Here is a 25,489-nt window from a genome sequence, read left to right on the forward strand (position 1 = left end):
ATGGCTTCGTTCCTCTACAGGCTCGGTAAATTCTCGTATCGGCGCCGCTGGCTGGTGATCTCCATCTGGCTGGCCGTCCTGGTGGCAGTGGGCGGTTCAGCCGCAGCTTTCCACGGCACCATGTCCAACAACTTCACCATTCCCGGAACTGAAACCCAACGGATGGCGGACAAACTCAAGGAAGCCCTGCCTGATTCCTCAGGCGGCTCGGCAAGCGTGGTGTTCGACGCCGGAGATGCCGGTTTCGATCAAGCCAAGAAGGACGCGGTTGCGGCCGCGCTCACCAAACTGGAAGCCATGCCTGACGTTCAGGGCACGGTGAACCCGTTCACCACGCAGGAGCAACTGGACACGTCCGCTGGCGAGATCGCGGCCGGCGAAGCGAAGGCCGCAGAAGGCAAGGCCCAGCTGGACGCCTCCCGGGCGCAGCTGGAAGCGGGCGAGGCACAACTCACCGGGGTTGAACAGCAGCTCGCCGCCTCAGGCCTCACCCCCGCCCAGATTGAAGCCCAACTGGCACCGCAGCGCGCCGAACTTGCTGCCAATAAGGAAAAGCTCGACGCCGGAGCCAAGGAGGCCGCCGATGGCGCCGCCACGCTGGCTCTTGGCAAGCGACAGCTCGAAGCATCACAGGGGCTCCGTTTCGTTTCCAGTGACAACAAAGCCTCTGTAGCGCAGGTCCAGTTCAAGACCTCCATCAACGCCGTTGATCCCGCTGTCCGCGAAGAAGTCCAGGAGATCGTCCACGGAGTCTCCTCCGCTGGCGTCACTGCCTACGCCAGTAAGGAAATCACCGAGGACGTCTCGGAGATCTTCGGCATCGCAGAAATTGTGGGTGTTGCTGTTGCGGCCTTGGTCCTGATCCTCATGCTTGGCACGCTCATCGCGGCAGGCTTGCCGCTCCTCATGGCTCTCATCGGCGTCGCCGTGGGCGTGGGCGGAACGTTCGCGCTCACCAGTGTGATCGACATGAGTTCCATCTCCCCCATGCTTGCCCTGATGCTGGGCCTCGCCGTGGGCATCGACTACTCGCTGTTCATCGTCAACCGCCACCGGACACAGCTCCTGGCCGGAATGGACGCCGAAGAATCCGCAGCCCTGGCCACCGGCACCTCCGGCAACGCCGTGCTGTTCGCGGGACTCACCGTTATCATCGCTTTGGCAGCATTGGTTGTTCCGGGATTGCCGTTCCTCGCGGTCATGGGTGTTGCTGCCGCAGCGACAGTTGCAGTGGCCGTCGTCGTGGCTTTGACCTTGACGCCGGCTGTCTTGGCGCTGATCGGCCGCAGGCTGATTTCCAAGCGCGCCTGGGCCAAGGCCGCCAAGCACAACGCCGAACCTGGCCATGAAGCCGCCGATCGCGAACTCGAAGAGAAGCGCAGCAGCGGGGGCTGGGGAGGCATGGTCACGCGTCACCCCTGGGTTGCCTTGATCCTCAGCGTGGTCCTTCTCGGAGCCGTTGCGCTGCCCGCTTCCCAGCTGCGGTTGGCACTGCCCGACGGCGGATCCGAGCCTGTCGACTCGCAGGCCTTCAAGGCCTACGACCTCACCCGCAGCAGCTTCGGTGAAGGCGTCACCGGACCGATCGTCGTCGTCGGCGAATTCCCCGAAGGCCTCAGCGAGAATGACGCCAAGAACAAGCAGTTCGACGTCGCGGATCAGCTCCGCAGCGTAGAGAACGTCATCGCCGCAGTGCCCATTGCCCTGAGCGAAGATCGCCGCACGGCCGTCTTCCAGGTCATTCCGAAGGAAGGCCCCGCCAGTGCCGGCACTGTGCAGGTAGTGGCAGACCTCCGCGCCAAGGGCGCCACAATCGAGGACGACCTGGGCGTGACCATCGGCCTGACGGGCCAAACCGCAGGCAACATCGATGTCTCCAACAAGCTCGGCGCAGCACTGCCGCCGTATCTGGCGATCGTGGTGGGGCTCTCCCTGCTGCTGTTGCTGTTGGTGTTCCGTTCGATCGTGGTGCCGCTGTTGGCTACTGGTGGCTTCCTGCTCTCGCTGGCCGCAGCATTCGGCGCCGTCGTTGCCGTGTATCAGTGGGGCTGGCTGGGCGGCGTCTTCGATGTCGCCAACCCGGGCGCGGTGCTGAGCTTCCTGCCCATCATCCTGATCGGTGTGCTGTTCGGCCTCGCGATGGACTACCAGGTGTTCATTACGTCCGGCATGAGGGAGTCCTTCATGCACGGTGAGTCCGCCAAACATGCCGTCCGGTCCGGGTTCAGCCACGCCGCAGCAGTAGTCACCGCAGCCGCGATCATCATGGTCAGCGTGTTCTCCGGCTTCATCTTCAGCCACCTCACCATGGTCCGGCCGCTCGGCTTCGCGATGGCGTTCGGCGTCCTGATTGATGCCTTCGTGGTGCGCATGACCATTGTCCCCGCCGTCATGTACCTGCTGGGCGAGAAGGCCTGGTGGCTTCCCAAGTGGCTGGAACGCATCCTTCCGGATGTGGACGTCGAAGGCGCAAAGCTGAACCGTAGCGACCGTTCGAAGGCCGGAACCGAGGAACTGGTCCACTGACGCTCTCTCACCAAATCGCCCAAAAGCACCAACGCTCTCTCACTTGCCTCACGCAAGTGAGAGAGCGTCGGCGTTTAAGGGGCGATTGGTGAGAGAGCGTCGTATTAGGCTGGGAGGCGTGACCCGATTGATCCTCGCCTCCCAGTCCCCCGCCCGAACCAAACTCCTCACCGAGGCGGGCATCCACCATGACGTCCTGGTCTCGGATGTGGACGAGGATGCAGTGCAGGCCAAATACGGTGTAACCGATGCCCATGATACCGCCCTGCTGCTGGCCCGGGCCAAAGCCGAAGCAGTTGCCGCGCTCCCCGAGTCCGACGGCGCGCTGGTGATCGGTTGCGATTCCGTCTTCGAGTTCGACGGTGAGTCCCATGGCAAGCCCTACACTGCAGAGGTCGCCCGGGAGCGGATGCTGCGCATGAGCGGATCGCAGGGAGTGCTCCACACAGGACACTGGTTGGTGGACTGCCGGGACACCGCCGCTGACGCAGACGAGGACGCAGCAGAGGACGCCCAGACCCCGGAGGGCACCGGCGCCACCGTCGGAGCCGTTTCCTCCGCCGAAGTCCATTTCTCCCAGATGAGCTCACGGGAAATCGACGCCTACATCGCCACCGGAGAACCCTTGCACTGCGCGGGCTCCTTCACCATCGACGGCTTGGGTGGGGCCTTCATCCGCAAGGTCGACGGCGACCCGCACGCCGTCGTCGGGCTTTCCATCTCCACTCTCAGGGACCTGCTGGTCCACGCGAACGTGGGTATCACCGAGCTGTGGGACGCGGACGAGGACTAGAAGCCTTTTGTAGCAACCCTACAAAGGAACATCGCCTCACACACGGAATCCCCCATCAATATGGGCGGAACCCTCACAATCACGCTAGGCTCCCTGAAGGACAGAAGGAGTCAACAACTTGTCAGCTAACCCGGCGCAGCCCATTTCCAGCCCTCTTACCAAGGTCTTGATTGCCAACCGCGGCGAAATCGCGGTCCGCATCATCCGAGCCGCCCGGGACGAAGGCATTGCCTCCGTAGCGGTCTATGCAGACCCCGACCGTGACGCACTCCATGTCCGCCTTGCCGATGAAGCCTACGCGCTGGGTGGCAACACCGCCGCTGAGTCGTACCTCGTGATGGACAAGATCATCGACGTCGCCAAGCAGTCCGGCGCTGACGGGATCCACCCCGGTTATGGCTTCCTGGCCGAGAATGCCGAATTCGCTGCAAAGGTCATTGAGGCCGGCATCACCTGGATCGGCCCCTCACCCGAGGCCATCTCCGCCTTGGGAGACAAGGTCCAGGCCCGCCACATTGCCGAGAAGGTAGGAGCTCCCCTGGTTCCGGGCACGGCTGACCCGGTCCAGAACGCGGACGAGATCCTGAAGTTTGCCGAGGAATTCGGGCTTCCTGTCGCCATCAAGGCTGCCTTCGGCGGCGGCGGACGCGGCATCAAGGTGGCCCGCACCATGGACGAAATCCCTGAGTTGTACGAATCGGCAGTTCGCGAAGCCGTAGCAGCCTTCGGCCGCGGCGAGTGCTTCATCGAGCGCTTCCTCGACGCTCCCCGCCACGTCGAGACCCAGTGCCTTGCCGACTCCTTCGGCAACGTGGTGGTCGTCTCCACCCGCGACTGCTCGCTGCAGCGCCGCAACCAGAAACTCGTGGAGGAAGCCCCGGCTCCTTACCTGAGTGAGGAGCAGGTAAAGCGCCTCTACGAGTCCTCCAAGGCCATCCTGAAGGAAGCCAATTACCTTGGCGCCGGCACGTGTGAGTTCCTGGTGGGCCAGGACGGCACCATCTCCTTCCTTGAGGTCAACACCCGCCTCCAGGTTGAGCACTGCGTTTCCGAGGAAGTCACAGGCATCGACCTGGTCCGCGAGCAGTTCCGCATCGCCCGCGGCGAAGCACTGGGCTACGACGACCCCGAGGTCCGCGGCCACTCTTTCGAGTTCCGCATCACGGGTGAAGATCCGGGCCGCAACTTCATGCCTGCTCCGGGCACCATCAGCACCCTGAAGAACCCGACGGGGCCCGGCATCCGGATCGACTCCGGCGTGGAGCAGGGCGACGTCATCAGCGGCAACTTCGACTCCATGCTCTCCAAGCTGATCGTGACCGGCGCTACCCGTGAGCAGGCACTCCAGCGTTCACGCCGAGCCCTGGAAGAGATGGTGGTTGAAGGCATTCCCACCGTCATCCCGTTCGACCTCGCAGTGGTTACCGACCCCGATTTCGCACCGGCCGAAGGACCGTTCAAGGTTCACACGCGCTGGATCGAGACCGAGTTCGTCAACAGCATTCCGGCGTGGTCGGCGGCAGGCACCGCTGAAACGCCCGACGCCGGTGAGCGCCAGCGCGTCGTCGTCGAGGTTGGCGGCAAGCGCCTTGAAGTCGTCCTGCCGTCAGGCCTGGGCGGCAGTGTCGCTGCTGTTTCCAGCGGTTCCGGCGCCAAGTCCGGCAAGTCCAAGAAGCGCTCCCACTCGGCCGGCGCCACGGCTGCTGCAGCTGGCGGCAATGCGTTGACCTCCCCCATGCAGGGAACCATCGTCAAGGTGGCAGCCGCTGAAGGTGATGTTGTGGCTGAAGGCGACCTGATCGTGGTGCTCGAGGCCATGAAGATGGAGCAGCCCCTCACCGCCCACAAGGCCGGCACCGTGCGTGGCCTGGTTGCCGCTGCTGGTGAGACCGTTGCCGCCGGCGCGGTCATCGCCACCATCGAGGACTAACGCAAAGAACCTCTTAACGACGTCGGCCCCGCACCGTTTGGTGCGGGGCCGACGTCGTACTTGAGCTACTTAGGCGACGTTGTTTTCGTAGTCCATGTCCTTGGTTTCGCGAGTCAACCAGAGAGCGATAAACGTCACCACAGCGGCGGCGGCCATGTAGGCGCCCACCAGCCAGGTGCTGCCGTTCGCCGCCGACCACAGGGCGATGGCAACGAAGGAGGCCGGTGCCGCTCCGATCATCGACGACAGGTTGTAGGCCACGGCAGACCCTGTGTACCGGACGTTCGCAGGGAACAGCTCCGGCAGGATGGCGGCCATGGGACCGAAGGTCAGGCCCATAAGCGTGAAGCCCACAATGAGGCCCACCATCGCCGCTGCCTGGCCTGGACCGAACATGGTGAACCAGAGCGCACCGAAGACGAAGATGCCGGCAGTGACGCCCAGCAGGAACTTCCGGCGGCCCCACTTCTCAGCCAGCGGCCCGGAGACCACGGTGAAGATACCGAAGAAGACGACGCCGATGATCAGCATCCAGAGGAAGTCGGACCGTGTGATGCCCAAACCGGGGACGAACGCCGCGATTTGGTCTGCCGTCATGGGCTTGCCGGCCTTTTCAGCAGCTGCCTGCGCACCGGCCAGGGTGGGCTTGGTGCCGTAGGACAGGGTGAACGTGGTCATGATGTAGAAGAGCACGTAGGTGGCAAACATGATGAAGGTACCTGCCACAACAGGGCGCCAGTGGCTCTTGAGGGTTGCCGCGAGGGGAACTTTCTGGACCTTTTCCTGCTCGATGACCTTGGTGAAGGATGCGCTCTCCACCAGCTTCAGGCGTACGTACAGTCCCACGATGACCAGTACGGCGCTGAGGATGAACGGAACGCGCCAGCCCCAGGCCAGGAATTCCTCGGCACTGAGGGCCACGTTCATCCAGATAAAGATCACGTTGGCGATGATGAAGCCGATGGGAGCACCCAACTGCGGGAAAGTTCCATAAATGGCGCGCTTGCCTTCCGGGGCGTTCTCCGTGGCCAGCAGGGCTGCACCGGACCATTCTCCGCCCAAGGCGAGGCCTTGGAAGAATCGCAGGATCACCAACATGATCGGGGCAAGGATGGCCCATCCTGCCATGGAGGCCGTGGGCAGGAGTCCAATGAGGAACGTCGCAATACCCATGGTCAGCAGCGAAGCAACCAGGGTGCCCTTGCGGCCGATCTTGTCACCGAAGTGGCCAAAGACCACGGCGCCGATGGGACGCGCGAAGAAGGCAACACCAAAGATGGCGAACGCACTGAGGAGAGCATTGATGTCAGTGGCGTCGGGGAAGAAAAGCTTCGGGAAGACGAGTACCGACGCGGTGGCATAGGCGTAGAAGTCGTAGAACTCGATCGTCGTGCCGATCAGGCTCGCGAAGATCACCTTGCCCCGCGAGTTCACCGGCTTGGTGGACTCGCCTTCCTTGGATGGTGCGGTGGAAGACATGTGTTTGCAGCTTTCGTTCACGCCGGCCGATGCCCCAGGAGCCTACCCGGCGAAGGATTATTCGAGAGTTCAATAATAGTTCCGGCTGTCCATTGACTGGACAACCAAGTCCAACATGCGGACGTACAGGAAAATCTCACCCTGTGGTCCGGGCCACATTACCTCACCAAGGCCTCACGCGCCGGTGACCCCTCCGATAGGGAAATGTCACAGGCCGTTTACAAACCGCGCCCGTCCACGAAATGCGTGAAACCTACCTTGGAATAACAACGTCCCCCACCAAGGAGGCACTCCGTGACTGTTGACCGCACTGCAGATGAACTGGCCCCCGTCCAGTCCACTGCCACCGCCGCCCCCGCCCTTGAGCACCGCCCCGGCCGCTGGATTGCCAACTGGGATGCCGAAGACAAGGGCCAGTGGGAAGCCGAAGGCCGGTCCATCGCCAAACGCAATCTTTACTGGTCGATCTTCGCCGAATTCCTGGGCTTCGTCGTGTGGCAGCTATGGTCCATCGTGGTGGTCCAGCTCCCCGCCGCAGGCTTCAAGTTCGATACCAACCAGATCTTCTGGCTCATCTCCATCCCAAGTCTCGTGGGCGCAACGCTCCGTATCCCCTACACCTTCATGGTTCCCAAGTTCGGTGGCCGGAACTGGACCATCGTCTCGGCCCTTCTGCTGCTGATCCCCACCACCGGCCTGGCCCTCTGTGTCTCCAATCCGGAGACGCCGTTCGGTGTCATGCTCCTCATGGCCGCACTGGCCGGCTTTGGCGGCGGCAACTTCGCCAGCTCGATGGCCAACATCACCTTCTTCTACCCTGCCAGGGAAAAGGGGTGGGCGCTGGGCCTGAACGCCGCGGGCGGAAACCTGGGTGCCGCCGTCGCCCAGCTTGTTGTTCCCATTGCCATCACCCTCCTGGCTGCCGGCACCGTCAACCTTCCGATGGCGGGCATCATCTGGATTCCGCTGATCATCATTGCGGCCTTCGGTGCCTACAAGTACATGAACAACCTCACCAGCGCCAAGGGCGATGTGGCTGGCTCCCTGGCCGCCCTCAAAGAACCGCACCTCTGGATCATGGCGTTCCTCTACATTGGAACGTTCGGTTCGTTCATCGGCTTCGCGGGTGTCTTCCCCAAGCTGATCAAGGACTACTTCCCGGACTTCTCCTCCATCCACGTCGGTGCTGTGGCGTTGTCCCTGGCCTTCCTTGGCCCGCTGGTTGGATCCCTGGCCCGTCCCTACGGTGGACGCATGGCCGACCGCATGGGCGGGGCACGCATGACCATTGCCTCGTTCGCCTCCATGGCGGTTATCACGCTGACCATGATCTGGACCCTGCCGCTGAAGAACTTCTGGCTCTTCCTTACCTTGTTCCTGCTGCTCTTCCTGGCCAGTGGCTTCGGAAACGGTGCCACGTACCGGATGATCCCGGTCATCTTCGCAACGTCCAGCCGGGCAGCCCGCTCCGGGGCGCCCAGCGCCACCACGGCAAGGCTCGCCTCCTCCTCACTGGGCCTGATCTCCGCGATCGGCGCCTACGGCGGATTCGTCATCCCGCAGGTACTCAACGCCTCCAACACGGCCAGCGGCTCCTACACCCCGGCTTTCTACGGCTTCGTGGGAGCCTATGTCCTGATGCTCACCGTCTGCTGGATCTTTTACATCCGCCCAGCCCGGCAGCGCAACACGATCGGACACATCTAGATGCCCAACGGCGCCGATACCCACTGCCCTTACTGCGCGCTCCAGTGCGCCATGACACTGACCCCTGCTTCCCCTGCAATTCAAGGGACAGCGGCAGCGCCGGCAACTGAGGCAGCACCCGCCGTGCCCCTGGAAGTTTCCGGGCGCGAGTTCCCCACCAACCGGGGCGGGCTGTGCCGCAAGGGCTGGACATCGGCGTCGTTGTTGCGTCATAACGGCAGGGTCACCGAGCCAATGCTCAAAGGATCCGACGGCGTCCACCAGCCCATCTCCTGGGACCAGGCGCTCATGCTTATCACGGCCGCGGTCAAGGACACGCAGCAGCAGTACGGGGATGACGCCGTGGGAGTGTTTGGCGGCGGTGGCCTCACCAATGAGAAGGCGTACCTGCTGGGGAAGTTCGCCCGGCTGGCCCTTCGCACTTCGCGGATCGACTACAACGGCCGCTTCTGCATGTCATCCGCGGCAGCAGCCGGCAACCGCGCCTTCGGCGTGGACCGCGGCCTCCCCTTCCCCGTCACGGACCTGGACACCGCGTCCGTGATCCTCATGCTCGGCTCCAACGTTGCCGAGACCATGCCGCCGTTCGTCCAGCACCTGCAGGGCGCCCGCGACGCCGGCGGGCTGATCGTGGTGGACCCCCGCCGCTCGGCTACTGCTGCGTTCACGTCCGACGGCGGTGGCCTCCACTTGCAGCCCACGCCCGGCACCGATTTGGCGCTTCTTTTGGGGATCAGCCACGTGGTGGTCCACGAAGGACTCTCCGACGCCTCGTACATCGAGAAGAACACGTCCGGATACGCCGCTGTGGTCCGCAGCCTGTCGTCGTTCTGGCCGGAGCGCGTCCAGTCCATCACCGGCGTTCCGGCCACCCTCATCCGCGAGACAGCCCGACGCCTGGCCGAAGGCGCCCGCGCAGGCGGCAGCTACATCCTCAGCGGCCGTGGGGTGGAGCAGCACGTGGACGGCACGGACACTGCCACTGCGGCGATCAACCTCAGCCTCCTCCTGGGCCTGCCCGGCTCGGCCCGCAGCGGCTACGGCACGCTCACTGGCCAAGGCAACGGCCAAGGCGGGCGCGAGCACGGCCAGAAAGCCGACCAGCTCCCCGGCTACCGCAAGATCACCGACCCCGCCGCCCGCGCCCACGTCGCTGGAGTATGGGGAATCGACGAGTCGCTGATCCCCGGACCCGGCCTCCCCGCCGTCGAACTTCTCAAGTCCCTGGGACAGCCCGACGGCGTCCGTTGCCTTTTCGTCCACGGCGCCAATGTGGTGGTGTCGGCGCCGGACACCAACGCGGTCATCCAGGGTCTCCGCAGCCTGGACTTCCTGGTAGTTTGCGACTTCTTCATGTCCGAGACCGCCGCCGAAGCCGACCTGGTTCTGCCGGTCACCCAGTGGGCCGAGGAAGAGGGGACGCTGACCAACCTTGAGGGCCGCGTGATCCGTCGCCGGCGCGCGCTGACGCCACCCCCGGGGGTCCGCAGCGAGTTGTGGCTCATGGCCCGCTTGGCAGAGATGTTAGGGGCTCCTTCTACGTTCAGTGATGACCCCGAGACCGTGTTCGAGGAGCTCCGCCTGGCCTCTGCCGGCGGCCTGGCCGATTACTCAGGCATCGATTACGCCATGCTGGACCGGGGCGAAGCTGCTTACTGGCCCTACCCTGTGGGCAGCACCGGTACGCCCCGGCTCTTTTCCGACGGCTTCGCCCACGCTGACGGCCGCGCCGTGATGGTTCCAGTCACTCCGTCCAAACGGGCCGTACGTTCCTTCGCCGACGACTCCCTGGCCCTGGCCACTGGCCGGCTGCTGGAGCATTACCAATCCGGCGCTCAGACCCGACGGGTGAGCGAACTGCTGGCGTCCCAGCCGCAGGCCCGTCTCCTCATCCACCCCGGAACTGCGGCTTCGCGCGGCATTTCCGACGGCGACTACGCCATGGTCACCAACGAGCGCGGCGAGGTCCTGTGCCGTGCGGAGCTCAGCACCACGGTCCGCCCTGACACGGTCTTCCTGCCGTTCCACTTCCCTGGCCAGGAAAACGCCAACCGTCTCACGGAAGCGGCTACAGATCCCATTTCCGGCATGCCGGAGTTCAAGACCAGCCGGGTGTGGGTCCGGAAGGCCGCTGCGACACAGGGCGCGCCTTCCGTTCCCGAACGGTTCGGGATGCCAGTGCACGTCAAGGAGGCTTCATGAGCGAGCGAATTGTTGTTGTTGGATTCGGGCCGGTCGCTGCCCGCCTCGTGGACGAATTGCTCCCCGCTGTCCGCACCGGGCTGGTGCAGTTGCTGGTGGTCGGCCAGGAGGCCGAAGCTGCCTATAACCGCGTGATGGTGGCTGAATTGGCCGTCGGCCGCACCACCGCCGAGGCTTTGGCGATGGCTGACGCTTCCGAGTTGGAGTCCGACGGCGTGCAGCTGCGGTTGGGCGTCAAGGTCAAGAGGATCGACCGTGCCCGCCAGAACGTCGTCCTATCGGACGGCAGCACCGAACACTATGACCGTCTGGTGTTCGCCACCGGATCCCGACCCGTGATTCCCAACCTCACCGGGCTCAACCCTGATCCTTCCGGGCCCGTCCTTCCGCCTGGCGTGACGGCACTGCGCGATCTCAAGGATGCCGCCGTGCTCCGTTCCGCCGTCGCTGACGGCAAGCGCGTGGTGGTGTTGGGTGGCGGCGTTTTGGGATTGGAAACGGCACTGGCCGCCTCGGAAGAAGGCGCGCAGACCACCGTAGTTCACAATGGGCCCTTTCCGCTGGGCCGCAGCATCGACCGTGGCAGCGGCTCCGTCCTCACCAACAGCTTGCGCGCGGGTGGCGTCCGGATGGCCGGCAACGCCCGTTCCACCGGCGTGGAGACGGCCGGACCTGGCGGCAGTTTCTCCGCCTTGCTGCTGGATGACGGCTCTGCAATCGACGGCGACCTCCTGGTGTTGTCCTGTGGCGTGCGGCCCAGGATCGAATTGGCGGAGGGCTGTGGCCTGCCTGTCGCGACCGGCATCCTGGTGGACCACCACCTCCGGACCTATCACGAGCCCCACATGTTCGCGATCGGCGACTGTGCTGAAGTGCGCTGCCCTGACGCTGCGTGCGTTGACTGCCGGAATGCCGGCGGTCCTTCCGGTCTGGTCGGTCCGGGCTGGCGGCAGGCCGAATGGCTGGCCGAGTACCTCGTGGTCCTGGCTCGGAATGGCCAGGCCGCTGCAGATACCTTGGAAGCGTTGCCGATCGAAAAACCCGGTGTGGTGGTTCTTAAGGCACGGGGCATCAACCTGGCCGTAGCGGGCGACAACCAAGCCGATCCTTGGGATGAAGAGCTGCTGGAAGCCGGCGCCGTTTCCGGGCGGCCCCGCCGGCAGATCTCCCAATGGGCCGATCCCGAGCACGGCCGTTACGTCAAGATGACCACGCGCGGCGGAGTCCTTGAGGGCCTCGTGGCTGTGGGCATGCCCCGCACGGCTGCTGAGCTGGTTGTGCTCTTCGAACGCTCCTCCGAGCTGCCTGCGGACCGTTCGTTGCTGCTCCGGCTCGATGGGCCCGATCAACTGGACGCCGGCGGTGCCACCAGCAACGATCCTCAGCGGACCGTGTGCCGATGCGCCGGGGTGAGTGCGGCGAGCATTGAAGATTCCGTCGTGGAAGGCTGCAACACCGTCGGCGAGGTCTCCAAGGCCACCCGGGCTGGCACTGGCTGCGGAGGGTGCCATGAGGACATCAAGGGGATCATCGAAAAACATTTCCAAGCGGCTGCCGCCTGAGGCCAGGTGAGCCACCAGTGAGCAGTCCGGATCTAGACTGCTCAGGTGAATGTATCCGAACCCGTGCCCGGCGTCTTTTTTGTCGAAGGACCGGCTTCCAACTGGCTCATAGTCCGTGACGATTCAGGTTTCATCCTGATCGACGGCGGCTACCCTGCGGACCGCGACGTGGTCCTGGAATCCGTCCGTGGGCTCGGGCTGGATCCCGCTGCAGCCAGAGCCATGCTGATCACGCACGGCCACGTGGACCACACCGGCTCCGCGGCCTACTTCTCCCGCACCTTCGGCACACCCATACTGTGCTCCCCCGAGGAACTGGCCCACGTCCAAGGCAAGGAGAAGCACCAAGTCACCTTCGGGCAGGTTTTGATCCGTGCATGGCGGCCCAAGGTGTTCCGCTGGATGCTCCACGTGATCAAAGCCAAAGCCCTGCAGGCGGAGCCGGCTGCGCGTGCGGAGGCCTGGACAGCTGAGACACTCCAGAGTCTTCCCGGCCAGCCCCGGGCGATCCTTCTGCCGGGGCATACCCCAGGCAACGCAGCAATTCTTCTCTCCGGCGCCGGGGTAGTCGCTGTTGGGGATTCCTTCGTCAGCGGGCATCCGATCAGCAGGCAGTCGGGTCCGCAGATGCTGCATGGGATGTACCACTCGGACCCAGAGGCAGCGTTGGAGGCCACCCATCGGCTGGACGAAGTTGAGGCTTCAGTGGTCCTCCCTGGACACGGCCCGGCGCTGCGGCTGCCCCTTGCTGAAGCGCTCTCAGCGCTGCGTAAGCAGAAGTGAGCCGATCAGATGTGAGCCGATCTACTCAGCCAATAGCTCGTCCGCCAATGCCGAAGCGAACGCAGTGACCAGGGCCGACTTGCGGCGCCCGGCCATGGTCTGGATTTGCCCTTCGCGCTGAAGGAAGACCGTATTGTCCACGGGGACGAAGACGAGGCCTGTGTCTTCCCGTGCCGGCACCGTGAACCTGCTCATCAGAGCCACGCCCGCTCCGCTGCGGGCAAAGGCCAGGATTGGTCCTACTTGATCCGTTTCCAGGACGATCTCCGGACTCAGTCCTTCCCGCTGGACAGCGATGTCGAAGAGTTCACGCTGGGTAATCCCTCGTCCAGGGAGCGCGAGCCTCTCTTCGCACAGTTCCTGGAGAGAAACCGAATCCCGAACTGCCAGCCGATGGTCGCGAGTGACTGCGGCCAAGGCGGGAGCAGGCAAGGAGAACTCCACAGTGACATCGCGCTGGGGACCGAGGGCAAACACTGCGGCAATGTCAGCTTTGCCCTCGATCACCTGACGTGTGGCCTCTGCCGAGGGAACAACTACGAGGTTGAACACCACGTCGCTGTAGCTGGCAACCATCGTGGCAATGGCCGCCGGCACCCTGCAATGAGCCAACCCCTCCGCACTGGCAACCTTGATGACGCTGGTACGCCGGGACTCTGTATCACGCAGTTCCTGGAGCAGTGATTCCCCTTCGAGTTCGCTCCTGCGGGCATGGGCCAACAGCAGCCGTCCAGCCTCGGTGGGCAGCATGCCCCGCGGGTGCCTGAGGAAAAGCGGTGCCCCGGCCGAGGCTTCCAGCTTGCTCATCTGACGACTGATGGCTGATGGCGAGACGTGCAGGATTTCTGCAGCCTCCGTGATGGATCCAGTCTGCGCGACCTCGCGGAAATAAATCAGAGATGTTGGCAATAACTGCATGCCACTCCCTTCCTGGCGGTTTGCATCAAAGTCAAAGCTCGTTGAGAAAAGGATACTGGTTAGTGAGTCAGGCCACATCTAGAGTCGGAGGAAGCCACCACGATTTGAGGAAGCACCACCATGAACCTTCGCAATGAAATCCTTGCTGCTGCTGATGAGCACGTCACCTCTGGAGCCTTTCTCAACGGGCTGCGCACAGCGGTCTCTTACCCGAGCGAGAGCGGCAAGCCTGAAGGAAGAGATGCACTGAATGCATATCTGGAGGAAATTCTGACCCAGTCGCTGCAGGATATGGGGTGCAGGGTGGATCGCTGGGACCGGTGGGACGGGAGCGACAACTCGTTCCTGCTGGGCACCCGCGTGGAAGACCCCGGGCTCCCCACGGTCCTCTGCTACGGACACGCAGATGTTGTGGACGGCCATGAGGGGCGGTGGGCAGCTGGCCGCAGTCCGTGGGAAGTGTCCGTTGACGACGGTCACTGGTACGGCCGGGGCACAGCCGACAACAAAGGCCAGCACCTGGTGAACCTGGCCGCCCTCCGGCTCCTGCTCGCCCACCAGGGCAAGCTTGGCTTCAATCTGAAATTCCTGTTCGAATGCGGCGAAGAAATTGGCTCACCCAAACTGGCCGAGTTTGCTGCTGCACAGCAGGGCCTCCTCTCCGCTGACGTCTTCATCGCCTCCGACGGTCCCCGCCTTAACGCCCATACTCCAACGATCTTCCTTGGCGCCCGGGGCGGCGCAAGCTTCGAGTTGACCGCCGCCCTTCGGCCTAGCTCCTATCACTCGGGAAATTGGGGCGGACTCATCAGGAACCCCGCGACCACCCTGGCCGCAGCCATTGGCACCCTGGTGGACGGTCATGGGCGGATTCAGCTCCCCGGGCTACTCCCGGAGTCCCTGCCGGACTCGGTGAGGCGCGCCTTGGCCGACGTCCGGATTGTGCCCGGCCGGGAAGATCCACCCGTTGATGAGGGCTGGGGCGATGCCAGCCTTAGCCCCGCTGAGCGCGTCTACGGCTGGAACACCTTGGAAGTCCTGGCCCTCGGAGCCGCAGACGTGGACAACCCCGTCAACGCCATTCCCGGAACCGCGCGGGCAATCCTGCAACTTCGATTCGTCACCGGGACAGACACCAACAACTTGGAGAGCCGGCTTCAGGACCATTTGGATGCCATGGGATTTGGCATGGTCACAGCCCGCCTCACCACGGTTTTTCCTGCCAGCAGGTTGGATCCGGACAATCCCTGGGTTGCGTGGGCCAGCAACTCCATCGCGGAGACCACGGGCACAGCACCGGCGATCCTGCCCAACATCGGCGGCTCCCTGCCCAACCACGTGTTCGAGGACATTCTGGGGCTGCCTACCCTCTGGGTCCCGCACTCCTACCCCGGCTGCCTGCAGCACGCTCCCAACGAACACATGCTCGAATCCATCGCACGCGAAGGCTTGAAGATCGCGTGCGGGCTCTTCCACGATCTAGGCCGAGCCCAGGTTCCGGTCCCCGCACACACTCTCACAGCTGCCCACGCCTGAATGGCACTACTTACCTTAGAGGGAACACCATGACAACAACGCCCAACGCCGATCCTGCCCAGCAGCCGGCACCTGGTGCCGTCAACAACGATGTTGACCGGCAGCAGTCCAGAAAATCCACCACGAGAGGGATCGCTGCCGCGACGGTAGGCAACGCCCTGGAGTGGTTCGACATGGGTATCTATGCGCTGCTTGCCATCTACATTGGCCGCAATTTCTTTCCGGCTGACAACCCGGCAGTGGAACTGATCCAAGCCTTTGCCGTCTTTGGAGCCTCCTACCTGATCCGCCCCCTCGGCGGCCTGATCCTGGGTTCCTACGCCGACAGGAAGGGGCTGAAGAAGGGACTCATGCTGACCATCCGCCTGATGGTGATCGGCACCGCGATGATCGCTTTCATGCCCGGCTATGACCAGATCGGCATGCTCGCCCCGATCGGCATCATCCTTGCCCGCCTGGTCCAGGGTTTCTCAGCCGGCGGGGAGTTTGGGGCCGCGACATCGTTCCTCATCGCCCAGGACTCCAAGCGCAAGGGCTTTCTGGGGAGTTTCCAATTCGCCAGCCAAGGTTTGGGGTCGCTCATGGCGGCCATCTTCGTCGCCGTCCTCACCTCTTTGCTGTCCGCATCAGACATGAGTGACTGGGGCTGGCGCATCCCGTTCATTTTCGGGCTGTTGGTAGGCCCCGCAGGCTACTTCATCCGGAAACATGTGGATGAAGCACCGATCGTCCGGAGCGAGGATACCGAGGCCACAACATCCCCCATCCTGGATGTTTTCAAGACTCAAAAGCTGGGCATCTTCATTGCCGGCGGCGCCCTTGCCATCTCCACGGCCGTGAACTTCATCCTGCAATACATGCCCACCTACGGCATCAAGCAGCTGGGGCTCGACCCGTCGGCTTCGTTCAGCTGCCTCGTCATCACAGGCGTGATCCTCACTTTCGGCACCCCCGTAGTGGGACACCTCTCGGACAAGTTTGGACGCCTGCGAATCATGATCCCCACGGTGATATTGACCGCGCTGATGGTGATACCGCTGTTCCTGTGGCTCACTGCCGGGAGGTCGTTCCTGGTGCTGGCCACCACCATGACCATCCTTGGGTGCCTGAAGGCGGCCTACTTTGGGGCGCTGCCCTCGGTCATGTCGGATGCCTTCGATGCCCGGTCCCGGGCAACGGGACTGTCCTTCAGCTACAACGCTTCCGTGGCAGCCTTCGGTGGTTTCACTCCCATGATCGCGGCCTACCTGATCGAGATCACAGGGCAGGACGTAGCCCCTGCCTACTACCTGGCCATCCTGGCTTGCCTGAGCCTGGCGGCGCTGGGAGCGGGGCTCAGGTTCAGGGGCATCCGCTAAGTCCTGGACGCAGAAACGCCCGCTTCGATGGATCGCTGCGCACCGTGCCGGGCGAACGGCATGGTGCGCAGCGAAGCCTCGAAACGGGCGTCCGTGCTGGATGGGGAAGCTACATGTGCACGTGCAGGCGCCGGGCAGCTTCGGAGATGGATCCGGTGAGCGACGGGTACACAGTGAATGCGCTGGCGACATCGTCCACGTGAAGCTTCTGGGTCACGGCCACGGAGATCGGGAAGATGAGCTCGGAAGCGTTAGGGCCAACCACCACGCCACCAATCACAGTCCCGGATCCCTTGCGGGCGATGATCTTGACGAAGCCGTCCTTGGTGTTGCGCATCTTGGCACGGGCATTGCTGAGCAGGGACAACATCACCACGTCACCCTGGTACTTGCCGGAAGCGAGATCGGCTTCGGAAACACCCACCGAGGCAATTTCCGGTGAAGTGAAGATGTTGGACGCCACCTGGTTGAGCTTGAGCGGCTTCACGCCGTCACCCATGAAGTGCGCAATCGCGATCCGTCCCTGCATGGCAGCAACGGATGCCAGGGCGAACACACCCGTGCAGTCACCTGCCGCATAGATGTTGGGGGCAGTGGTGCGCGAGACGCCGTCCACCTTGATGTGCCCGGACTCGGTGAGGGTCACGCCGGCTTCTTCGAGGCCGATACCCGCGGTGTTGGGAATGGACCCGACACACACCAGGCAGTGCGAACCTGTCACCACCGATCCATCACCCAAGGTGACCTTGACGCCGTCGTCCGTTCGCTCGACGGCGTTGGCGCGTGACTTCGACAAGACGCGCACGCCGCGGCGTTCGAAGACGCCTTCCAGCAGCTTGGCAGCGTCCGTGTCCTCGCCGGGCAGGACTTGGTCGCGGCTGGAGATCAAGGTGACCTTGGAGCCCAGGCCGTTGTAGGCGGAGGCGAACTCGGCTCCGGTAACACCGGAACCCACCACGATCAGTTCTTCGGGAAGCTCGTCCAGGTTGTAGATCTGGGCCCAGTTGAGGATGCGTTCGCCGTCCGGCTTGGCCGTGGGCAGTTCCCGCGGGTGGGCGCCGACAGCCAGCAAAATGGCATCGGCATCGATGGTGCGCGTGCCGTCGATGGTGAGGACTTCGATGGTGTTGTTGTCCAGCAGCTTGCCGGAGCCAATGACGATCTCCACGCCCAGGCGCTCAAGGCCCGCACGGATGTCCTCGGACTGTCCGTGGGCGAGGTTCAGGACGCGATCGTTGATGTGCTTGAGGTCGGCCCGGGGCTTTGACGCCGTGCCGTCGCCGTCGAACTTCACGCCCAGCTCGTCCGCCTCACCGACGCGGGTCATGAGATCGGCGGTGGCAATAAGGGTTTTGGAAGGCACGACGTCGGTCAGCACAGCTGAGCCGCCAAGGCCTGCCCGCTCGACGATGGTGACGTGCGCGCCGAGTGAGGCGGCCACCATGGCAGCTTCATATCCGCCGGGACCACCTCCCAGGATCGCGATACGGGGGGCACTGAAGTCAACTTGGGTGGTCACAATCCTCAATTCTCGCTCATTGCCACGCCGGCTGCCACTCAGCCCACCCTCACCACGCCCGGGTCCCTACCAAAGTCCGGTGGGCGCAAGGTAGCTTGTACCAGTGAGTAACACTGAGCTGATGAACACTGACCCTTTCGAAGCCGCACAGGCCGCCGCAGACTTCATCGCCGCGGAAACCGGCGTCGAGTCCCATGATGTAGCTTTGGTGCTCGGTTCCGGCTGGGCCGAGGCAGCGGACCTCATCGGAGAAACCACCGCCACGCTTAATGCGTCAGAGGTCCCCGGCTTCCACAAACCGGCAGTGGTGGGCCATGTAGGCACCATTCGCTCCGTCCTGACCAAAGAGGGCAAGCGGGCTTTGGTCCTGGGCGCCAGGACCCACTACTACGAGGGCCGCGGAGTCCGTTCGGTCGTCCACGGAGTGCGCACCGCTGCGGCCGCCGGTTGCAAGACACTGGTTCTCACCAATGGCTGCGGCGGACTCAACGAGGATTGGACCCCGGGCACTCCTGTCCTCATCAGCGACCACATTAACCTCACCGCTACCTCGCCTCTGGAAGGCGCCACGTTCGTTGACCTCACGGACCTTTACTCCTCACGGATCCGCGACCTTGCCCGCGACGTCGATTCCTCGCTGCAGGAGGGCGTGTACGCGCAGTTCACGGGCCCTCACTACGAGACGCCCGCCGAAGTCCAGTACGCCAAGCGCATCGGGGCCGACCTTGTTGGCATGTCCACTGCCTTGGAAGCGATCGCGGGCCGCCACGCGGGCATGGAAGTTTTCGGCATCTCGCTGGTGACCAACCTCGCGGCCGGCATAAGCCCGGTTCCCCTGAGCCACGCGGAGGTCCTGGAAGCCGGCCAGGCGGCGGGCAAGCGCATCTCCAAGCTCCTTGCGGAGATCATCGCCAAGCTCTAGAACATATCGCCAAACAATGCGTGGTGACCCGAGGGGTGACCACGCATTGTCGTTTAAGGGCACGCCTGCGGGCCCCAGGGGCACGTCAGCGTGTGCGCTAACAATCCCCAGGGAAAGTAAACGCACAGTAAATTCTCAGGATAAATCTGATTTATGGCGCAACATTTGACCCGCAGCCCCCGGAAATGCCACGCGCGCACGTTGGAAATGTAAGCGCTTGCGCATCTACCGAAGAGTAGCCCCGCAAGCCCCCGAAATGCCCTTTGATTTGCGACCTAACACGTGTCTAGCGTGGAGAGCGTTCCGGTAAGTCGACGTGCCGGAGCGCAGTGCGGTGAGTGCCTTTCCAGGACTGACCGCCACCTCGAAACGATGGCGTCCCTCGATGACGCCCCCAGCGGATCGAGCGGACGCTTGAGCAGCGAGCCCTTACCAGGGATCAGGGCATGCGCCCCACTCCACGAAGTCCAACACTCCGCGAGAAGAGCAAGCATGAACACGCACTCAACCCCTCAACGGCCACGCCGCCGTCTGCGACGGGCAGTAGCCGTCGCAGCGGCAGCCAGCGTGGCAGGCAGCATCCTGCTGGTCACGCCGGCCGCGCAGGCGAACCTGCCGGCCGACCCGCCGTCGAGCACCATGCCGGCGCCCACGCCCGGCTTCCCGCTGCCAACTACCCACACGCAGCAGGCATATGATCCCCCAGCAGATTTCACGTCCAAGTGGACGCGAGCCGATGCCAAGCAGATCATGGCCCAGAGCAACCCCAACGTTGCCCCCGGCCAGAACTCCATGAGCCCCAACGTCACCATGCCGGAAATCCCCAAGGACTTCCCGGCCATGAACGACGACGTCTGGGTCTGGGACACATGGTCACTGACCGACGAGAATGCGAACCAGATCAGCTACAAGGGCTGGGATGTCATCTTCGCTCTGGTTGCTGACCGCCACGCCGGCTACGGCTTCGACCAGCGCCACTGGAACGCCAGGATCGGCTACTTCTTCCGGAAGACCAACGCCGATCCTGCCAAAGACAAGTGGAACTACGGCGGACACCTGTTCCTGCCGAATACGTCCATCGGCAACACGGAATGGTCCGGCTCCACGCGCCTCATGCAGGGCAACAAGATCAACGTCTTCTACACGGCCACCACGTTCTACGACGTCGCCGAGCGCAACGCCGGTGGGGGTGGCATTGCCCCGGATGCAGTGATTGCCAAGGCACTGGGCACTATCCATGCCAACCAAAACGGTGTGACCTTTGACGGGTTCCAGCACACCAAACTGCTGGAGCCGGACGGAAAGCTGTACCAGAACAAGGCCCAGAACCCCGGCTTCGCGTTCCGTGACCCGTACACCTTCGCGGACCCTGCACACCCGGGCAAGACCTTCATGGTGTTCGAAGGCAACACCGGCGGCACCCGCGGTTCCTACAAGTGCAAGCAGGAAGACCTCGGCTACCAGCCGGGCGACCCCAACGCCGAAACCGTGGCCCAGGTCAACAGCACCGGCGCTTGGTACCAGACCGCCAACGTTGGCCTGGCAGTGGCGGACAACAAGGACCTCACCAAGTGGAGCTTCCTTCCGCCGATCCTGTCCGCCAACTGCGTCAATGACCAGACTGAGCGTCCGCAAATCTACATCCAGAACGAGAACGGCAAGAACAAGTACTACCTGTTCACCATCAGCCACCAGTTCACCTACGCGGACGGCATGCGCGGCCCGGACGGCGTGTACGGCTTTGTTGGCAACGGCGTCCGCTCGGACTACCAGCCGGTCAACAACAGTGGGTTGGCCCTCGGTTCCCCCACGGACCTGAACATGCCGGCCAACGCACCGGAGGGTCCGGACCCGCGCCAGAACGGCCGCCAGTTCCAGGCCTACTCGCACTACGTGCAGCCCGGCGGCCTGGTCCAGTCGTTCATCGACAACGTGGATGGCGTCCGGGGCGGCTCCCTGTCACCCACCGTGAAGATGAACTTCAAGGGCGGCGTGACCCAGGTTGACCGCAGCTTCGGCCAGAACGGCCTTGGCCCCTTCGGCTACCTGCCCACCAACGTCCGCGTTGGCGGCGAAGGCCACTACAAGTAGGCCGCAACACCCCCGGCTGTAAGGCCACGGCAAGGGTGCCGGCCCCACAAGGACCGGCACCCTTGCCACCCCCAACCCCTTCAGGATTTATCCCATGACTTTTCCCAGCCCCCAACTGTCCCGCCGCCATTTACTGGCGGCAAGTGCCGCCGTCGTGGTCGCTTTTTCTGCCGCGTCCTGCACGCCACAACCGGAAAGCCCGACGCCGGTCCCCACCCCGGGCGGCCACCGGCCGTCCCCATCGGATCCTTGGCGGCCCTCCGCACACCTGACAGCTGAGAAGAACTGGCTCAACGATCCCAACGGGCTCATCTATCACGACGGCACCTACCACGCGTTTTACCAATACAACCCGCGCGGAAACTCGTGGGGCAACATGTCCTGGGGCCATTCCACCAGCAAGGACCTGATCAACTGGGAGCAGCAGCCCGTTGCCATGGAAGCAAGCCCCGAGGAAGAGATCTTCTCCGGCTGCATCGTGATGGACAAGAACAACGCCTCCGGACTCGGTTCAGCAGAGAACCCACCCATGGTGGCCCTGTACACCAGCGCGTACGGCAAGAATGGCGCACTCCCCCAGGGCGCGCAGGCCCAGTCAGTGGCGTTCAGCCTGGACAGTGGCACCACGTGGCAGAAGTATCAAGGCAATCCCGTGCTGAACCTCGCCCCGGCCAACAACAACTTCCGCGACCCCAAGATCACCTGGTACGAGCCCGGCCGCTATTGGGTGATGACCACGGTGGTGGCGGACGCCCAGGTGGTCAAGATGTTCAAGTCCACCGACCTGCTCCGCTGGGACTACCTGAGTGATTTCTCCGGGGTCGGTGCCCAGGGAGGGCTGTGGGAAGTACCCGAACTACTCCAGATGAAGGTTGAGGGTTCCACCGCGAAGAAGTGGATCATGCTGCTGAGCATCAACCCGGGCGGCATTGCGGGCGGCTCTGGCATGCAGTATTTCGTAGGTGAATTCGACGGAACACGATTCGCCCCCGAGAATGCTGCCGCACCGGATGCACCGCTCAACGAGTCCCAGTGGCTGGATCACGGCGCCGACTACTACGCGGCGAACTCCATCTCCGGCGCGCCCGGGGATAGGCCCGTTCTGCTCGGGTGGATGGGCAACTGGGACTACGCCCAGCACGCTCCCACCACTCCGTGGCGCGGCTCCATGGCTATTCCCCGCGAACTAACGTTGGTTCGAGGTGAAAAACGGCTTGAGCTGCGATCCGGCATTGCGGGCGCGGTACGGGAGAGCTATGGACGCGCTGCCGGTGACGTCAAGGGCAAAAACCTCACCGTCAGCTCCTCAGCACAGGACCTTGGCCAGGACTTCAGCGGGCGCACGCAACTGATCGAACTGGACATGGACCTGACGTCGGCGCGCGAAGCAGGCGTTGTCCTGCGGCAGTCGTCCGGCTCCGGGCCGGGTCTGCGGATCTCCTACACCAGGGACACACGCACGGTGAAGGTTGACCGGTCCCTTGCCGGGACCAACAACTTTTCGGAGAAATTCAGCCCATTCCACCAGGTCACCCTCCCTTCGTCCGGCAACGACAACACCGTCCGTCTGCACATCCTCCTGGATTCCTCGTCCGTGGAAGTCTTTGTCCAGGACGGGACGGCCGTCATCTCGGATACCTTCTTCCCTGATTGGGACGCCACGGGTTCTTCGGTGTTCAGCATGGACGGCGACACGGAGTTCCAGGTACGAAGCCAGACGTTATAGAGCCCGGCGAGGGGCGGGATCCCACCCTTTACAACCAGTCAAAAGGGCAGGATCTCACCTCTCGTTGCCCCTCGCGGGCCCAATGAGGATAGTTTTGTCCCTATGACATCCAGCGATGCCGCCTTTGAACAACTGATCACCGACGCCCGCGAGTGGGCCTCCCAAGACCCGGACCCGGTGACGTCGGCTGCCCTGCGTGAGCTCGCCGAGCTTGCCAGCGGCGGTGATGCGGGAGCAGCCCAGGAATTGGGAGACAGCTTCAACGGCACGCTGCAGTTTGGCACCGCCGGACTCCGCGCAGCCCTGGGACCCGGGCCGAACCGTATGAACCGGGTGGTGGTCCGCCGTGCGGCCGCAGGTCTGGCGGCCTTCCTCACCGAAGCCGTAGCCGCTGCTGCGCCGGGGACCCGGCCACGCGCCGTCGTCGGCTTTGATGCGCGCTACAACTCGGACATCTTTGCCGAGGAAACCGCTGCCATCTTCACTGCGGCCGGCATCGAGACGTTCCTCATGCCGGCGGCACTTCCGACGCCGTTGCTCGCCTACGCGGTCAGGTCACTGGATTGCGACGGCGGCGTGATGGTCACTGCCAGCCACAACCCGCCGCAGGACAACGGTTACAAGGTCTACCTGGGGCGGCACGCGGTGTCCGAGAGCGGCCGGGGCTCGCAGATCGTGGCCCCTTATGACGCGGAAATCGCTGCGAAGATCCAGGCTGTGGGTGCGTTGGACGCGATTCAGTTGGCCGCGGACGGATGGACGGTACTGCCACGCTCCATCGCTGCAGAGTACCAAGCTGCCATGGCCGGGCTGGTTGATCGGGAGCACTTCCCTGCACGTGACCTGAAGATCGTTTTGACCCCCATGCATGGGGTTGGCGGCGAAACGGCCGTCTCCGTCCTGAACGCCGCAGGGTTTACGGACGTCACTTTGGTTGCTGAACAGGCTCAGCCGGACCCCGACTTCCCCACCGTCGCTTTCCCCAACCCGGAAGAGCCTGGCGCGCTGGACCTGGCCCTTGCAGCCGCCGCGGACTCGGATGCGGACATCGTTCTGGCCAATGATCCCGACGCCGATCGCGCTGCGGTTGCCGCCTTGGATCCCGCAACGGGAGCCTGGCGGATGCTGCGGGGCGATGAAGTGGGAGCATTGCTGGGCGCACATGTGGTTGCCCGTTTGGCGGCCGCCGCCGGTGACGACCCACAGACCGGAGTCTTCGCCAATTCCATCGTTTCCTCACGACTGCTCTCCAGGATCGCAGCAGCAGCAGGATACTCGCATGAGGAAACGCTCACGGGCTTCAAATGGATTTCGCGCGTCCCCAACCTCACCTACGGGTACGAGGAAGCACTGGGTTACTGTGTTGCGCCGGAACTGGTGCGTGACAAGGACGGCATCTCGGCAGCCGTGCTGATTGCTGAATTGGCAGCGGCTGCCAAGGCCGAGGGCAAGACGATCTTTGACACCCTCGACGATCTGTACCTGGTGCACGGCCTGCATGCGAGCGACCAATTGAGCATCCGGGTTGCTGATCTTGGCCTGCTGGACGCCATGATGAACCGCCTGCGGGTCAACCCGCCGGAAGCGTTCGGAGGCTCCGCCGTCGAGGTCTTCACTGACCTGGCGGAAGGAAGCGAAGCCTTGCCACCCACGGACGGCCTCCTGTATTTGACCCGGGACCTCACCCGCGTGATCATCCGCCCCAGTGGCACGGAACCCAAGCTGAAGTGTTACCTGGAAGTCATCCAGGCTGTGGAGTCCGCGGCTGAACTTCCCACCGCTCGACAGGCAGCGCGGACTTCCCTGGACGATGTTCTCAGGGACGTCCGCGAAGCATTGGGCTTGTAGGACTCCTTAGAGCTCAACCTCGATGAAGCCGTCCACCAAGCGGGTTGGGAAGGCTTCGAGCGTGAGTTCCGGATTGGTGAAGCATTCACCGGTTTCGAGGTCGTAGACCTCTTTGTGCAGCGGCGATGCGATGGTGGGCCGGCTTCCGCGGGATCCGATGATGCCGCGTGCCATGACGTTGGCGAGGGTCGCCGGGTCTTGCTGTGCCACAGCAAAGACCTCGGTGGGCGCGGTGCGGAAAAGCGCAACCTGACGGCCGGCGATCAGCGCAGCTTCGCCCCAGGCCACTTCAAGTTCTTCCACCGGGCAAACACGATGCCAGGTGGCGGCGGTGGTCAAGTTCCCGGCCCCGTCAAGAATCTCCGCAGCATCCAGAATTACGGTCATTTCAGCCCCTCTCACTGTGTCCGGGTGCTGGCATTTTCGCCGTCACTCCCCCGGACCAGGCCACGCTTGCGGCCACTCCTCCACGCTAGGGCTGGGGTGTTTCAACAGGGGTGCGTGATTGTGTCCAACGCGTAAAAGAGACCTCACGCACCCGGAAATGCGTTCGTGATGCAGAAGTTAAGATCACGAAACAAAAGGGAAA

Annotated in this window: 17 protein-coding genes; 13 read left to right on the forward strand and 4 right to left on the reverse strand. The window is 63.6% G+C overall.

The window, feature by feature from the left end; translation table 11 throughout:
• From BMY91_RS05480 to BMY91_RS05490, 3 genes are all read left to right on the forward strand, one after another.
• Positions 1-2,526 carry an MMPL family transporter gene (locus BMY91_RS05480; RefSeq protein WP_090819569.1) on the forward strand — a complete coding sequence of 842 codons (2,526 nt, stop codon included), beginning with the start codon at positions 1-3 and terminating at the stop codon, positions 2,524-2,526.
• Between the two features lie 118 nt (positions 2,527-2,644).
• The gene (locus tag BMY91_RS05485; protein WP_090819571.1) at positions 2,645-3,319 is read left to right on the forward strand and encodes a Maf family protein; all 675 of its coding nucleotides are present in this window, start codon (positions 2,645-2,647) and stop codon (positions 3,317-3,319) included.
• A gap of 118 nt (positions 3,320-3,437) precedes the next feature.
• Positions 3,438-5,249 carry an acetyl/propionyl/methylcrotonyl-CoA carboxylase subunit alpha gene (locus tag BMY91_RS05490; RefSeq protein WP_090819574.1) on the forward strand — a complete coding sequence of 604 codons (1,812 nt, stop codon included), beginning with the start codon at positions 3,438-3,440 and terminating at the stop codon, positions 5,247-5,249.
• A gap of 69 nt (positions 5,250-5,318) precedes the next feature.
• On the opposite strand, the gene BMY91_RS05495 is transcribed toward BMY91_RS05490, so the two are convergent.
• A complete protein-coding gene (locus BMY91_RS05495; protein WP_090819577.1) occupies positions 5,319-6,728 on the reverse strand; it encodes an MFS transporter in 1,410 nt (469 codons plus the stop codon).
• Between the two features lie 294 nt (positions 6,729-7,022).
• Between BMY91_RS05495 and BMY91_RS05500 the strand changes: the two genes are divergently transcribed.
• The 4 genes from BMY91_RS05500 to BMY91_RS05515 are packed head-to-tail and all read left to right on the forward strand — an operon-like array spanning position 7,023 to position 12,982.
• A complete protein-coding gene (locus BMY91_RS05500) occupies positions 7,023-8,435 on the forward strand; it encodes an MFS transporter (protein WP_090819580.1) in 1,413 nt (470 codons plus the stop codon).
• On the forward strand, positions 8,436-10,637 hold the full coding sequence (locus BMY91_RS05505) for a molybdopterin oxidoreductase family protein (RefSeq protein ID WP_090819583.1): 2,202 nt from the start codon (positions 8,436-8,438) through the stop codon (positions 10,635-10,637).
• A complete protein-coding gene (locus BMY91_RS05510; protein ID WP_090819586.1) occupies positions 10,634-12,199 on the forward strand; it encodes an FAD-dependent oxidoreductase in 1,566 nt (521 codons plus the stop codon). The genes BMY91_RS05505 and BMY91_RS05510 overlap by 4 nt, the downstream gene beginning before the upstream one ends.
• Positions 12,200-12,244: 45 nt before the next feature.
• Complete coding sequence (locus BMY91_RS05515; protein ID WP_090819589.1) at positions 12,245-12,982, forward strand: MBL fold metallo-hydrolase; 738 nt, start codon at positions 12,245-12,247, stop codon at positions 12,980-12,982.
• Between the two features lie 21 nt (positions 12,983-13,003).
• Here the strand turns inward: BMY91_RS05515 and BMY91_RS05520 are convergent, their stop codons facing one another.
• The gene (locus BMY91_RS05520) at positions 13,004-13,900 is read right to left on the reverse strand and encodes a LysR family transcriptional regulator (RefSeq protein WP_177179851.1); all 897 of its coding nucleotides are present in this window, start codon (positions 13,898-13,900) and stop codon (positions 13,004-13,006) included.
• A gap of 120 nt (positions 13,901-14,020) precedes the next feature.
• Between BMY91_RS05520 and BMY91_RS05525 the strand changes: the two genes are divergently transcribed.
• Entirely contained in the window at positions 14,021-15,436 is a 1,416-nt protein-coding gene (locus BMY91_RS05525) for a M20 family metallopeptidase (RefSeq protein WP_090819595.1), read from the forward strand.
• A 29-nt stretch (positions 15,437-15,465) separates the two neighbouring features.
• On the forward strand, positions 15,466-16,794 hold the full coding sequence (locus BMY91_RS05530; RefSeq protein ID WP_090819598.1) for an MFS transporter: 1,329 nt from the start codon (positions 15,466-15,468) through the stop codon (positions 16,792-16,794).
• Between the two features lie 109 nt (positions 16,795-16,903).
• Here BMY91_RS05530 and BMY91_RS05535 read toward each other — a convergent pair whose 3' ends face one another.
• Positions 16,904-18,313 (reverse strand): NAD(P)H-quinone dehydrogenase, encoded by a 1,410-nt coding sequence (locus BMY91_RS05535; RefSeq protein ID WP_090820643.1) that lies wholly within the window; start codon positions 18,311-18,313, stop codon positions 16,904-16,906.
• A gap of 121 nt (positions 18,314-18,434) precedes the next feature.
• On the opposite strand from BMY91_RS05535, the gene BMY91_RS05540 reads away from it, so the two are divergent.
• The 4 genes from BMY91_RS05540 to BMY91_RS05555 all read left to right on the forward strand — a co-directional run bounded on the left by BMY91_RS05540 (position 18,435) and on the right by BMY91_RS05555 (position 24,900).
• Positions 18,435-19,235 carry a purine-nucleoside phosphorylase gene (locus tag BMY91_RS05540; protein ID WP_175538546.1) on the forward strand — a complete coding sequence of 267 codons (801 nt, stop codon included), beginning with the start codon at positions 18,435-18,437 and terminating at the stop codon, positions 19,233-19,235.
• A gap of 492 nt (positions 19,236-19,727) precedes the next feature.
• Entirely contained in the window at positions 19,728-21,326 is a 1,599-nt protein-coding gene (locus tag BMY91_RS05545; RefSeq protein ID WP_090819604.1) for a glycoside hydrolase family 68 protein, read from the forward strand.
• 94 nt (positions 21,327-21,420) lie between these two features.
• Positions 21,421-23,052, forward strand: coding sequence for a glycoside hydrolase family 32 protein (locus tag BMY91_RS05550; RefSeq protein WP_090819607.1), 1,632 nt, complete (start codon positions 21,421-21,423; stop codon positions 23,050-23,052).
• A gap of 102 nt (positions 23,053-23,154) precedes the next feature.
• A complete protein-coding gene (locus BMY91_RS05555; protein WP_090819610.1) occupies positions 23,155-24,900 on the forward strand; it encodes a phospho-sugar mutase in 1,746 nt (581 codons plus the stop codon).
• A gap of 6 nt (positions 24,901-24,906) precedes the next feature.
• On the opposite strand, the gene nirD is transcribed toward BMY91_RS05555, so the two are convergent.
• Positions 24,907-25,287: a nitrite reductase small subunit NirD gene (gene nirD / locus BMY91_RS05560; RefSeq protein WP_090819614.1), complete on the reverse strand. Its 381-nt coding sequence runs from the start codon at positions 25,285-25,287 to the stop codon at positions 24,907-24,909.
• Between the last annotated feature and the right edge of the window lie 202 nt (positions 25,288-25,489).

Origin of the sequence: Arthrobacter sp. yr096, from assembly GCF_900108925.1 — a bacterium.
Classification (GTDB): domain Bacteria; phylum Actinomycetota; class Actinomycetes; order Actinomycetales; family Micrococcaceae; genus Arthrobacter.

What these genes read in the sequence shown, in the direction of transcription:
- BMY91_RS05555 (WP_090819610.1), top strand. Translation starts at nt 23,155, where the DNA reads ATGACATCCAGCGATGCCGCCTTTGAACAACTGATCACCGACGCCCGC.
- BMY91_RS05530 (WP_090819598.1), top strand. Translation starts at nt 15,466, where the DNA reads ATGACAACAACGCCCAACGCCGATCCTGCCCAGCAGCCGGCACCTGGT.
- BMY91_RS05525 (WP_090819595.1), top strand. Translation starts at nt 14,021, where the DNA reads ATGAACCTTCGCAATGAAATCCTTGCTGCTGCTGATGAGCACGTCACC.
- BMY91_RS05510 (WP_090819586.1), top strand. Translation starts at nt 10,634, where the DNA reads ATGAGCGAGCGAATTGTTGTTGTTGGATTCGGGCCGGTCGCTGCCCGC.
- BMY91_RS05550 (WP_090819607.1), top strand. Translation starts at nt 21,421, where the DNA reads ATGACTTTTCCCAGCCCCCAACTGTCCCGCCGCCATTTACTGGCGGCA.
- BMY91_RS05505 (WP_090819583.1), top strand. Translation starts at nt 8,436, where the DNA reads ATGCCCAACGGCGCCGATACCCACTGCCCTTACTGCGCGCTCCAGTGC.
- BMY91_RS05495 (WP_090819577.1), bottom strand. Translation starts at nt 6,728, where the DNA reads ATGTCTTCCACCGCACCATCCAAGGAAGGCGAGTCCACCAAGCCGGTG.
- BMY91_RS05540 (WP_175538546.1), top strand. Translation starts at nt 18,435, where the DNA reads ATGAACACTGACCCTTTCGAAGCCGCACAGGCCGCCGCAGACTTCATC.
- BMY91_RS05520 (WP_177179851.1), bottom strand. Translation starts at nt 13,900, where the DNA reads ATGCAGTTATTGCCAACATCTCTGATTTATTTCCGCGAGGTCGCGCAG.
- BMY91_RS05480 (WP_090819569.1), top strand. Translation starts at nt 1, where the DNA reads ATGGCTTCGTTCCTCTACAGGCTCGGTAAATTCTCGTATCGGCGCCGC.
- nirD (WP_090819614.1), bottom strand. Translation starts at nt 25,287, where the DNA reads ATGACCGTAATTCTGGATGCTGCGGAGATTCTTGACGGGGCCGGGAAC.
- BMY91_RS05545 (WP_090819604.1), top strand. Translation starts at nt 19,728, where the DNA reads ATGAACACGCACTCAACCCCTCAACGGCCACGCCGCCGTCTGCGACGG.